The 13,539-nt window shown below is 34.5% G+C and carries 8 protein-coding genes and 1 riboswitch; of the genes, 6 read left to right on the top strand and 2 right to left on the bottom strand.

Going from position 1 to position 13,539, the window contains the following annotated elements; all coding sequences use genetic code 11:
• Positions 1–83 precede the first annotated feature (83 nt).
• On the top strand, positions 84–557 hold the full coding sequence (locus BN2144_RS01185; RefSeq protein WP_050632162.1) for a hypothetical protein: 474 nt from the start codon (positions 84–86) through the stop codon (positions 555–557).
• 353 nt (positions 558–910) lie between these two features.
• On the opposite strand, the gene BN2144_RS01180 is transcribed toward BN2144_RS01185, so the two are convergent.
• Positions 911–1,492, bottom strand: coding sequence for an HAD-IA family hydrolase (locus BN2144_RS01180; protein WP_033826532.1), 582 nt, complete (start codon positions 1,490–1,492; stop codon positions 911–913).
• Between the two features lie 529 nt (positions 1,493–2,021).
• Entirely contained in the window at positions 2,022–3,128 is a 1,107-nt protein-coding gene (locus BN2144_RS01175; RefSeq protein ID WP_033826531.1) for a 5-methyltetrahydropteroyltriglutamate--homocysteine S-methyltransferase, read from the bottom strand.
• Positions 3,129–3,293: 165 nt separating this feature from the next.
• A riboswitch (SAM riboswitch) is annotated at positions 3,294–3,397 on the bottom strand.
• Positions 3,398–3,694: 297 nt separating this feature from the next.
• Here BN2144_RS01175 and BN2144_RS01170 point away from each other — a divergent pair.
• From BN2144_RS01170 to BN2144_RS01150, 5 genes are all read left to right on the top strand, one after another.
• Positions 3,695–4,408 carry a LytR/AlgR family response regulator transcription factor gene (locus BN2144_RS01170; protein ID WP_033826530.1) on the top strand — a complete coding sequence of 238 codons (714 nt, stop codon included), beginning with the start codon at positions 3,695–3,697 and terminating at the stop codon, positions 4,406–4,408.
• Positions 4,405–5,712 (top strand): sensor histidine kinase, encoded by a 1,308-nt coding sequence (locus BN2144_RS01165; RefSeq protein WP_033826529.1) that lies wholly within the window; start codon positions 4,405–4,407, stop codon positions 5,710–5,712. Before BN2144_RS01170 ends, BN2144_RS01165 begins: the two co-directional genes overlap by 4 nt.
• Before the next feature lie 472 nt (positions 5,713–6,184).
• Positions 6,185–7,672: a methyl-accepting chemotaxis protein gene (locus BN2144_RS01160; RefSeq protein WP_407637997.1), complete on the top strand. Its 1,488-nt coding sequence runs from the start codon at positions 6,185–6,187 to the stop codon at positions 7,670–7,672.
• A 441-nt stretch (positions 7,673–8,113) separates the two neighbouring features.
• Complete coding sequence (locus tag BN2144_RS01155; protein WP_050632161.1) at positions 8,114–10,999, top strand: glycoside hydrolase family 3 N-terminal domain-containing protein; 2,886 nt, start codon at positions 8,114–8,116, stop codon at positions 10,997–10,999.
• 90 nt (positions 11,000–11,089) lie between these two features.
• A complete protein-coding gene (locus BN2144_RS01150; RefSeq protein WP_033826527.1) occupies positions 11,090–13,537 on the top strand; it encodes a glycoside hydrolase family 3 C-terminal domain-containing protein in 2,448 nt (815 codons plus the stop codon).
• The last annotated feature ends 2 nt before the right edge of the window (positions 13,538–13,539 follow it).

The following is a 13,539-nucleotide window of genomic DNA, read 5'->3' as shown; positions in this document are numbered from 1 at the left end:
AATCGCCGAAAATTGTTGGTAATTCACGGTAGGAAAAGGACGTGAATTTTGATACACTGTCAGTCGAAGGGGGTAAGGACAACATGAAAAGATGGTACATATTGATTATCGCTTTACTCATTACAGGGATGCTCTCAGCATGTAATCAAGATACGAATGGGGAAAGTGAAGAATCTAAGGGGACGAGTCATAACACTGAAGCAATCAAGAATGAGGACAGTTCTGTAGAGAATGGTGAGAATCAGCAAGAAAATACAGCTGATGACGACTCGAGCAAGGTTGAAAAGCAAGGGGATACAAAGCTAGAAATTGTAGAAGAAAATCATCAAAATGAATGGGAAAGCCTCCCTGAATTTAGTAAAATCAACGAAAAAATTCATTCGAATCAATTTACTATCGAGACGGCGACAGATAACCGTGGCAAAAGAATTCTCCTATTTAAGGATGAAAGTGGAAAAGTAAAGTATAAATCAATCTTTATTAAAAATTCCAATCGCCTGAAACTTATTCATACAGATTCGGGTGAAAACGAAATATATAATGAAGTAATACATTAAAACAGAACTAAATCCAATCGTTCAAATGTATTCTATAGCGGTTATTATCATATCTTTCCACTCCCTTACATAATTTGCCTAAGCTATTGTTTTATAAATTTTATATTTATATAATGATAGTATGATAGTGAAGTACTTTTGATGTATACGCATTTTTAATTATTAAAGGTATAAAAGCAATAAAAAAGAAATGATGTATATATGTACATGTGTGTTAACTATTTAAGAAATGATATGGAAGAGGGGCTATCTAGAGTGTCTTATATCCGACATCTGGATGCCCCTTTGTCATGTTCAGAACCTTGATATATCAACATGATTTAATAGGATGGTTTTACTTCCTATGCAGTTTTTTAACTTTGAAAACCAGTACTCTTAAGTATTTCCGAGAACTTTTGATAAGAGGAAATATGGAAATCGGCTTCGGCCTCGTCATTTTGAAATAAGCAAGTCCGTATACCAAGCTTTTTACCAGGTATGACGTCTAACGCCCGGTCACCGATGACAAGATCAATATGATATTTTTCATGTACATAAACGTATGAAGCAACATCAGGTTTACGTGGAAAACCATCCTCTTCTGGACAGACAACTTCATTAAAATATTGATCTAAGTTCCAATGTTTTAACAAGCGAAGTGTCGACTCACGATTGCGATGGGTAACAATAACATTTTTGTCTGCCATTTTTAACACATCTTCAACGTAAGGAAATGGCTTCTTATCTTCATCTTTAAATTCAAAATCAATTTGTTGGAATTCTTCTCGCTTATCTTCTGAAATTCCAAAATGTTTAAATGTTTGTTTTGAATCTTTTTTCATCCAGCGTAAGACTTCATCTGGATCTAATGGTTCTCCTGAAAGTTTTATAAAAGATTCTACTAGTTTTGGATATGTGTCGAATAATGTTCCATCTAGATCCCATAAAATATTCACAACAAGCCTCCTATTGATTCCTTCTTCTTCGTAAAAAGTTCATATCTATTATTATAGGAGAATGATATTATTTTCACAAGGAAGTCGTACAATAATCGATATAGTCCAACTTGTATTTTTTATGTACTTCATTCGAAACTTTCCTTAATGGATCCGAATGACTCAACTTAAATGTAGATAGTTTTAAAAGTTGCTTCATTCATTTTCCCAATATGTTAAAGCGAACTACTGCAATACAGATAAATCCACAGCCAGGTTTGTAAATTGGAAGAGAACGTCTCCATACCAATTAACAGAATAGTCGTTAGCAACAATATATATTGGTTAAGTCTTGCACTGTAACCTTTACCCAATTTACTAAACTCGCAAAATCGATAGCGAGTATTGTTTTAACTGTCATATCGGTACAGTGGTCGTCCTCCAAATAATGCAGAAAAATATACGAATCTATCACGATTTTACCGTAGAATGATTTGTAATAAAAAATGACCCAAACGAAATCGATTGAGTCACAAATCTTGCTACTAATTTATCCTAATATCTCTTTGGAAAGTTCTACAATATATTTTAACTTCTCCCATTGTTCTTCTTCTGTTAATTTATTTCCGTGGTGCGTGGAGGCAAATCCACATTGGGTACTTAAGCAAATTTGCTCTACTGGAACATATTTTGCCGCTTCTTCAACACGCGCTTTTATTGTCTCTTTATCTTCTAATTTACCAGATTTTGACGTGAATACCCCAAGAACGACTTGTGGCCCACCTTTAGGAATATAGCGTAATGGTTCAAAGCCACCAGATCGTTCGTCATCGTACTCAAGGAAGAATCCATCAACTTTTTCTTTAGCAAAGAATTGGGAGGCAATTTTGTCATATGGACCTTCAAACGCCCAAGCAGATTGATAATTTCCGCGACATAAATGTGTTGTCACGACTAAATCGTCTGGTTTACCTTCTAAAACACCATTTGCAACACGCAAGGCTAAATCAATTAATTTTTCTCTTTCTAATTCACTATCAGCAAATGGTAATTTAGGTGCACAAAGTCCAGCAATATATACATCATCTAGTTGTAAGTAACGGCACCCAGCCTTATAAAATGCTTGGATGGCATCACGATACGCTTGAACAATATCTTTTACATATTCTTCTATATCTGGATAAATATCTTCATTGCGAATGCCAGCATTGAAAAATTGGTTAGGACTTGGAATCGTCATTTTGGCAATGGCCCGGTCCCCAACAATTTCTTTAAATTCGATGAAATCACGTAAATGTGGATGATTTGGGTTAAAACTCACTTTGCCAACGACACGAACATTATATTTTTCTGTTTCTACACCGACGAATTGGTAGCCTTGTTCAGGAATATATCCTTCTACTCCATTTAAATATTCCATAAAATCAGTGTGCCAAAATCTTCGTCTAAATTCACCGTCAGTTACTGCTTTTAGACCAACTTCAATTTGTTTATCCACAATACGCTTGATTTCTTCTGTTTCAATTGTTCGAAGTTCTTCTGCAGTGATTGTCCCTTCTTGAAAGTTCTTTCTTGCCTCATGAATTCGTTCTGGTCTTAGTAAGCTACCAACTTGATCTGCTTTAAAAGGTGCTCTAATTTTTGTTTTTGTTGTCATATTCATCATCCCTCTTCCAGTTTTTTATATTTTTTAAAACTCCAGTAAACAAAGTACTCTACACAACTATGTAGCTGTGACTATTGCTCACCTCCTTCAAATGGCATAAAAAACCCCTCTTCAAGTATAAGAAGAGGGGTGTACGTCACGTAAGAAACGACTCTCTTCTTATCTTCAAGCAATACGCTTCTGGAATTGGCACAGTACTTTTACAAAAGTCCGCTGCCGAGGCTTCATTGGGCCAGTCCCTCTACCTCTCTTGATAAGAAAATTCGAAACATATGAAATTTAACTTATTGACTACGATACACGGGATTAATCATTTTGTCAACAAGATTTTTGAAAATTTTTAAATGGCGCGAAATACTTAGGAAATATGGTATATTGTAATATATGTTATTTACAATCTTTAAAACTAAAGGGAGTCGTTTTGTTGAATAGATGATCTAATCTATTCATTTAACTTGAATTGATTGGAATTTGGCCTTATAGTCATTTAGATGTGTGAAAAACTTTCAAAGGAAGGTAGACATTATCACAAGTTGGTTAGTCTACGAGGAGGTAAAATGATTCGAATTGCTATCGTTGAAGATGAAACCGTTTATAAAGAACAATTAATAGAATACCTTAAAGAGTTTGAACAAGAACGTTCTGAAACTTTAAAAATAGATACTTTTTCTGATGGTGATGAAATTGTAGAAAATTATCAAGCCCAATTCGATATCATTTTAATGGATATCCAAATGAACTTTATGGATGGAATGTCTGCAGCTGAAGAAATTAGGAAAATCGATTCAGAAGTTGTCATTATTTTTATAACGAATTTGGCACAGTATGCAATAAAAGGATATGAAGTAGATGCGCTTGATTATATTTTGAAACCGATATCATACTTTCAATTTTCTGAACGTTTAAACCGAGCAGTTGAGAGAATGAAAAGAAGAGAAACTCAATATTTAACAATTAAAGTAAAAGGGGGAGGGTTTAGACGTTTTATTGTATCTGAGATTTATTATGTTGAAAGTTTAGGGCATGATTTGATTTTTTATACAAAAGAAGAAGATTTTCATACAATAGGAACGATGAAAGAGCTAGAGAAACAATTATCCGCGTATCATTTTTTTCGTGCTCATAAAGGGTACTTAGTAAATTTAGAACATGTAGAAGGAATGAACGAAAACTGTGCGATTGTTAAAGGAAATGAACTACTTGTAAGCCGTCCGAAACGAAAAGTATTTATGGAAGCGTTAGCGAATTATTGGGGTGAGGTGATCAAGTGACTGATGTCCTCCCAGATATTCCGCGATATTATACTGCTCTAGCGGAATGGCTTGCATGCATGATTTACATTTCGATTTTAAAAAAGAAAATTACTGGATGGCAGTTCGTTGTTATATCCGGGATTGCGCTTGTTGTCCAATCTGTGTTTCTAGTTGTTACAAAAGATTTGCCTATTGCTTTTTGGATACCATGTATGATTTTGGCTATCGGGATGATGCTTCTATATATATATATGATGTGTGATATAACAATGACGGAAGCTGGTTATTTTAGTATTCGAGCATTTGTCGCAGCAGAACTCATGGCCTCTTTGGAATGGCAAGTTCATTTTTATTTTTGGAATACGACGAACAGTCATGTAATAGATGAAATGACTCTCTTATTTACGATTTATGGATTATCCTTTTTCATTATTTGGTTACTTGAAAAACGTCACGTACCAGTTGAAGGCAAATTGAATATTAGACAACGTGAATTGTGGTCAACTGTCCTTATAGGTGTAGCGGTATTTAGTATAAGTAACTTAAGTTTTATAACAACAAGAACACCGTTTAGTGGCCAGTATGCGCAAGAAATATTTAATATTCGTACTTTAGTAGATTTAGGTGGATTTGCGATTCTATATGCCTATCATATTCAATTAAACGAATTACGAATCAGATATGAATTGAAAGCTGTGCAAAATATTTTACAAAATCAATATGTTCAATATCAGCAATCGAAAGAAAGTATCGAAATGATTAATTATAAGTACCATGATTTAAAGAATCAAATTATTGCCCTTAAAGCGGAAGAAGACCCTGAGAAAAGAAATGCTTACTTAACGAAGATGGAAAATGATATAAAATTTTACGAGGCACAACATAAAACAGGCAATCATGTATTAGATACATTGTTAGCTAGTAAAAATATAAACTGTATTAAAAATGGAATTACATTAACTTGTGTAGCAGATGGAACTCTGCTTCATTTTATGGATGTAGTTGATATTTGTACGATTTTCGGAAATGCTTTAGATAATGCAATTGAATATGAGCAACAAATTGCAGAAAAGGAAAAAAGGTTAATCCATGTATCTGTGTTTGCCCAAAAAGGATTTTTAATGATTCGCTTTGAAAATTATTTTGAAGGGAAACTAACCATTGAAGGAGACTTGCCAGCAACGACAAAGAAGGACACATTTAATCATGGTTATGGATTGAAAAGTATTCGCTACACGGTCCAGAAATATGGTGGAGTCGTAAATGTGGGAGAAAAAGACAATTGGTTTGAGTTGAAGGTTTTAATACCTATGAAAAACTAAGAGTTCAAGGCTTGTATTGACAAATTTGTCAATACAAGCCTTTTTCTTATAGAAAGCGCTTTTACAGTTTATGCAATAAAACAAACAGTTCATGCTAGGTAACATGACTAAGAAAAAAACATGATAACATGGAACTAAGATTTAATCAAATACGCCAAGACGCATTTCATAATAATGGGGGTAAACATAATTGCGTAAATCGATTGCATACAGAATTTTAATTATACTCATTTTCTTACTAAGTCTTTTTATATTTAATACAGTAATAAGTGGAATTACGAATAGTCAGGTCCAATTATCATCCTCTCTATTTTCAGACTACCTTATAAAAGTAGAAAGTGAACAGGTAATCATAGCTAAGGAAATAGGAAATATTAAGTTATCCATTGATTCCTATATTCAAGATTCAGAGAATGACCAAAATGAAGTAATTGAACAGTTACAAACGAGTATTGAAAAAGTAAGTAACAGCATGAATATAATCGCAAATATAAGTGATGGTTTTTCAAAGAAATCGATGAATGATGACCTTCGCATTGCATTCAAACCTTATTTAGAGAATACGCAAAAATTTTTAGACCAAGCAACGAGTATTGCAAATGATATGGCAAACGGAAATCTCACATCAGTAAAAGATAAATATACATTATATGAGTCACTATTAGAAAAAATGGACGCGACAGAAAATGATTTCCAAAAGGTTTTAGACAAAAGTTTAAAACATGAAGGAGATCTTATACATTCTAGAGTTTATCGATCAACGATTATTATTTGGGTGATGGGTGTGATTTTTATAACAGCAGTTGCCATTGCTTTTTGGATTTCCAAAAAGACAATCATATCACCATTAAAACGTTCAACAAAGAGCTTAAACACTATCATTCAGAAACTTGAAAATAGTGAAGGTGATCTAACAGTTCGCCTTGAATATCAATCTGAAGATGAAGTTGGGCAGATGGTTAAAGGCATTAATCATTTTCTAGATACATTACAAAATGTCATGATAGCCATTAAAAATGGTTCAACTTCGATTTATCAATCTACCGAAAATGTTCGTAACCAAATATTCGCTTGTAAAGACTCTACATCTAGCATTTCTGCTAGATTGGAGGAATTAACCGCTAGTATGGAAGAAATAAGTAGTACCATTCAGACTTTCAATTATGGCGCTGAAAAAGTTTTATCTGCGTCCAATGAAATCGCTAATGATGGTAAAGAAAATTTAAGCCATATTAGCAATGTAGTTGAACAGGCAGAAGAATTTCAAGTTCAAATGATAAATAGTAGAAAACAGGTAGACGATGTTCTGAAAGATATTCACAAATCAATGAATTTGTCTATAGAGAATAGCCGCTCAGTAAAAAGAATAAATGAACTCACGGTAAATATTTTAGAGATTTCGAAACAAACGAACTTACTTGCATTAAATGCATCCATTGAGGCAGCTAGAGCAGGAGTGTCAGGTAATGGATTTGCAGTAGTTGCGGAGGAGATTAGGAAACTATCAGAAAGTACAGGAGAGATAGCAAGTCATATTCAAGGAATAAATACAATTGTCATTCAGTCCGTAGATGATTTAGTTATGAATGCGAGAAAACTGATGACCTATTTAGACAAAAAGGTGATACCTGATTATGGTCTTTCTGTTCAAATTGCAAATAAATATAAGGAAAATAGTGATACAATAAACAATATGTTAATTCGCTATCAAGAGAAGTCCGATGATTTGAAGGAAATCGCAAATAATATGGCAGAAGGTATTCAAGAAATTTCATTAGCCATTGATGAAAGTGTTAAAGTAACGGTTCAATCAAGTGACGATACTTCAATGTTATTAAATTCGATCACGTTAATTTCTGATGAATCTTCGAGAAATTGGGAAACTGTCGATGATTTAAATAGACAGGTTGATAAATTTAAAAAAGTTGAATTGGATCCATTCGAGGAACTTTCTAAATGAGCTTTTCTTTTTATAGTTTTGTCCCTTTTTATTACTGATATTATATCGATATGCACCTCCTATCATTTATTACTGGAGGTGCTTTTTGTGATGAACGGTTAAATCATTTTGAATTTGTTGATAGAGATAAACGGAGAATATTGAGTAGATCAACCCCAATTTGTCACTACTACAGTTTGGTGGACCTAAAAAGAAAACGCTTTTACAGTTTGTGCGAAAAAACATACAGTTTATGCAAGTAAAATTTTTAGGAATAAATCTATGTTACTATAAAAATGTTAAATATGAGAAAGGAAAGGCTAGCCTAAAAGAACTGGAATATTTTTTTAAAAAATGAAGTCGCTTTATTTTTTCATAAAGCAGAATCAAATCATTTCGTTCTTTATTCATATTATCTTTCACATATTTAGAGTGCTTTAACTAGTGAGGAGGAGTAAGTACATGGGTAAAAAGAAGAATAAGAAAAGATCTCGCATAATTTGGAGGTCAGTACTATCTGTTTTACTGGTAATAGCCATCGGAGCAAACATTGCATTATATCATTTTTCTGATGTTATCTCGGCATATTTTTCTACCATAGATATGGATAGTAAGGAAGCAGTTGCTGCACGTGAATCTTCCACGAAATTAGCGGAAAAAATATCGGACGAAGGTGTTGTGCTTCTTCAAAACAATGATAACACTCTTCCAATTCAGACCTCAAAAGAAAATAAGACGAAAGTAAATGTATTTGGATGGAGTTTTACAAACCCAATTTATGGTGGTACGGGTTCAGGTGCTTCAGATGCCTCTACTGCTGTCACACCAAAAGCTGGTCTTGAAGCGGCTGGATTTGAAGTAAATGATGAATTATATAATGACTATGTTTCAACTCGTAGTGAAAGACCTTTGGTAGGGATGGATGGCCAAGATTGGACAATACCAGAACCAGATCCTAAAGAATTTTATACAAATGAAAGAATGAAGCAAGCAAAGGATTTTTCTGATACTGCTATTATCTTTATTGCACGTTCTGGTGGTGAAGGTGCCGATCTTCCGACAAGTTTAGATGGTAAAGATACTTTTGATCCTAAAGGAGGACCATTTGGCGCTTCTGGTGTAAGATACGGGAATAAAGATGACCTTGATGCAAGTAAGCATTACTTAGAATTAAGTAATCGCGAGAAAGGTATGATTGAAGCAGTTACAAAGAATTTTGATAATGTTGTTCTAGTTGTAAATAGCAATAATACTTTTGAGCTTGGTTGGCTAAAAGATTACAAACAAATAAAAAGTGTGATTAATATTGCTGGACCAGGACAAAATGGATTTGCATCACTTGGAAAAGTTCTTTCTGGTCAAGTTAACCCGTCTGGAAGAACTGTAGATATTTATACAGCCGATTTAATGAAAAACCCTGCAATGAGTAGTTTTGGAGATCAGTATTATGTAGTCGAAAATGGAGATAATTCGTATTCAATCGCTACTGATAAACAAAAAGTGAATTTAAATTATGTTGATTATAAAGAAGGGGTTTATTTAGGATATCGTTTCTATGAAACAGCTGCTCAAGAGGGTGCGATAAACTATGATGAAGAAGTGGTGTACCCGTTCGGTTATGGTTTAAGTTACACAGAATTTAGTCAAGAAGTTGTTCCTAATAGTTTAGTTTGGGATGATGAAAATATTTCTGTTGAGGTAAAAGTTACGAATACGGGTTCATTAGAAGGAAAAGAAGTTGTTCAACTATATTATTCAGCACCTTATACAGGGAAGATTGAAAAACCTTCTGAAGTCCTTGCAGCATTTGCCAAGACAGGCGAGATTAAACCGGGTGAATCAGAAACTGTTAAGCTATCATTTAAGGTAGAAGATATGGCTTCTTATGATTCAAATAAAGTTTTTACAAGTAATGGTGGATATGTTCTAGAAGCTGGTAAATATAATCTAATGATTATGAAAGACTCCCATGAAAAAATTGCCGATGTAGCTTCAAAAGAACTCACGCAAGTAGTCTATGATAAAGATGGTCGTTCTTCTGATAAGCAAGTTGCAGTCAATCAGCTTGATAACGAACTGACAGGAGATGGAAGTTTAACAACTGTTCTTTCCAGAGCCGATGGTTTTGCTAATCTAGATAAGGTAATTACACAAGATAAATCTTATACGGTTAAAGATGCTGATGGCAAGACGAAGACAGTTACAGGAAAATTAATAAAATCAGATTTTGTTAATTTCATAAACGGTAAGCGCTATGATATTCCAGAAGATACTCATGAAAAAGCACCTGTAACAGGGGCAGATAATGGAAAAGTACTTAAAGAATATGCTGGTGTTGATTATAATGACGAAAGTTGGGATAAATTACTTGATCAATTAACGGTTGATGATTTAATGAATATTACAACTCTCGGAGGATATAGAACAGTTGAAATCGAATCTGTCGGTAAACCAGCTACGTTAGATTATGATGGACCAGCAGCAATTAATAATATGAATATGGCTGCGAATGGACAATCTGGTATTGCTTTTCCTGCAGAAGTTATGCTTGCTTCAACATGGAATGTAGAACTAGCAAAACAAATGGGTGAAAGTATTGGGGCTGAGGCACAAGCCTACGGAGTAACTGGTTGGTATGCTCCTGCTATGAATATTCATCGTACTGCATTTTCTGGAAGGAATTTCGAATATTATTCAGAAGATGGTTATCTATCTGGTGTGATGGCAGCAGCTGTTACAAAGGGATATCAAAGCACTGGTGGATATGTTTATATGAAGCATTATGCTTTAAACGACCAAGAAACGAACAGAAATAATGGTGTATTAACTTGGGCTGATGAACAAACTGTACGTGAAATCTATTTAAAACCATTTGAAATTGCCGTTAAAGAAGGTGGAGCAAATGCAGTGATGTCTTCCTTTAACAGTATTGGTAATACGTGGGCAGGTGCAAGTTCAGCGTTATTAAAAGAAATACTTCGCAATGAATGGGGATTCACAGGTTTAGTTGAAACAGACTTTTATATGATAAACGCCTATCCATATATGGACTTTGAATTAGGTGTACGAAATGGTAATGACTTATATCTAACTGGTGCTGCGCCTGTTGGTGTACCAGAAGTTAATAAGGATAGTAAAGATACTTTATGGGCAATGAGAGATGCTGCACATAATATCTTGTATACCGTTGCAAATAGTAGTGCAATTGATAGTCCAATGAGTTCAGAAACTCCTACCTGGATTAAAATCACGATTGGTGTTGACGTTCTTGTTGCTTTTGGTATCGGAATTGGTTTCTTCTTAACTTTCCGTAAAAGTAAGAAGAAAGGTGAAGTAGAAGCAGCGTAAGTTTTATCAAAATCACATCATTTAATTTAAATATTAATTACAGCGGTACTTTATTTGGAGTACCGCTGTAATAAAAAAGAGGTATTTATTATGAAGTATAAAGAATTAATACAGAAAATGACCCTAGAAGAAAAGGCCTCTCTCATGTCTGGAAAAGACTTTTGGCAATCGGAAAACATTGACCGACTTGGTATTCCTAGTATGTTTCTTGCAGACGGTCCTCACGGGATTCGGAAACAAGCAGCTGCAGCGGACCATCTGGGCTTAAATGAAAGTATTCCAGCAACTTGTTACCCAACAGCTGCAACTGTTGCGAATAGTTGGAATGAGGAACTAGTTGAAAAAATGGGTCAATATCTAGGAAAAGAGGCAGTTGCTCAAAAGGTCAATGTTTTATTAGGTCCAGGGATTAATATGAAGAGAAATCCGTTATGTGGGCGGAATTTTGAATATTATAGTGAAGATCCGTATCTTGCTGGGAAAATGGCAGCCGGTTTGATCCGCGGAATTCAATCAAATGGAGTATCTGCTTGTGTAAAGCATTTTGCGGTAAACAATCAAGAAGAAAGACGGATGGTTATTGATACGATTGTTGATGAACGGACACTTCGGGAAATTTATTTAACAGCTTTTGAAATTGCCATAAAAGAAGGAAAAACGAAAACCGTCATGTCTTCTTATAATATGTTAAATGGAACACATACAAATGAGAATATGCATTTAATGAGAGAAATCCTTCGTGATGAGTGGGGATTCGATGGTGTTGTTGTCACGGATTGGGGCGGTAATAATGACCGTGTTCAAGGTTTACTGGCAGGGAATGAATTAGAAATGCCGACGACAAATGGAGAAACAGATAGAGAAATTATCGAGGCAATTAAAAATGGAGAAATTGCAGAAGAAGTTTTAGACGAATGTGTAGACAGATTACTAGAACTTATTTTCACAACGGAGGAAGTATTTGGCAAACCACATCATGATTTTGATGAAACGGACCATCATCAAATGGCCCAAAATGTTGCGGAAGAGTCAATCGTACTATTAAAGAATGAAGAAAATGTTTTACCACTTAAAAAAGATAAAAAAGTTGCCGTAATTGGAGATTTTGCAGAAGAGGCTAGATATCAAGGAGCAGGGTCATCTATTGTAAATCCAACTAAGCTAAGTCATACGGTGGATTGTTTAGACGATTCGGGTATTAAAATAATCGGATATGAGCCGGGGTTTGAACGCTACGGGAAGAAAAATAAGAAAAAAATAGAAAAGGCATGTGAACTTGCAAGACAGGCAGATGTCGTTCTTTTATATATTGGATTGGATGAAGTAACAGAAGCAGAAGGATTAGACCGTCAAAATATGCAGATTCCTGCAAACCAAGTTGATTTATTAAATGAATTATATGAAGTAAATCCAAATATTGTTGCCGTACTTTCATGCGGCTCTGCTGTCGAAATGCCTTGGATTGATAAGGTAAAAGGATTGGTTCACGGTTATTTAAGCGGCCAAGCTGGTGCAAAAGCGATACTGAACGTTATAACTGGAAAAGTGAATCCATCGGGGAAATTGGCAGAAACTTATCCGCTACACTACGAAGATACACCTTCTTATCATTATTTTCCTGGTAAAGAAGTAAGTGTCGAATATCGCGAAGGTCCTTATATTGGTTATCGCTATTATGATACGGCCGATGTCCCTGTATTATTCCCATTTGGCTATGGATTAAGCTATACAACCTTTTCCTATTCCAATTTATGTGTGAATCAAGATGGAGTCACATTTAACATAACGAATACTGGGAAGCTAGCTGGAATGGAAGTTGCACAACTATATGTTCGTTGTACATCTAAATCGATTTTCAGACCGAATAAGGAATTAAAAGGATTTAAAAAAGTTTTTCTAAATCCAGGGGAAACGAAAACTGTAACCATTTCATTTGATGATAAAACATTTCGCTATTTTAATATTAAAACGAATCAATGGGAAATAGAAATGGGACAATATGAAATGCTAATCGGTGCATCAAGTTCAGATATAAGATTAAAGGATACAATTAATATCCAAGGAACTGAAGCACCACTTCCATATTCAAATGAACAATTGCCATCCTATTACTCTGGCAAAGTAAATAGTGTTAGTAAGAAAGAGTTTGAGCAATTACTTGGAAGAAAAGTTCCTGAATCAAAATGGGATCGTTCTAAGCCGCTTGGGTACAATGACACAATTGCACAGTGTCAATATGCGAAAGGTGGATTTGCTAGATTTGCTTACCACTTAATTAATTTTACCTATTGGTTTTTACGAAAAATTGGTAAAAGAAGTACCGCTAACTTAATTATGATGTCTGTCTATCATATGCCTTTTCGAGGAGTTGCCAGAATGACTGGTGGAATCATTAATATGCCGATGTTAGATGGAATTTTAATGATTGTTAATGGACACTTTTTTAAAGGGGTCAATCATTTTCTAAAGGAAAGGAAGAAAATGATTAAACAATCAAAGATAGAAATTGGGCAGTCAGAAGTAATTAAGGAGATGTAATA

Source organism: Bacillus andreraoultii, assembly GCF_001244735.1.
Taxonomy (GTDB): Bacteria; Bacillota; Bacilli; order Bacillales; family Caldibacillaceae; genus Caldifermentibacillus; species Caldifermentibacillus andreraoultii.
This window is presented reverse-complemented; position numbering and strand designations above follow the sequence as displayed.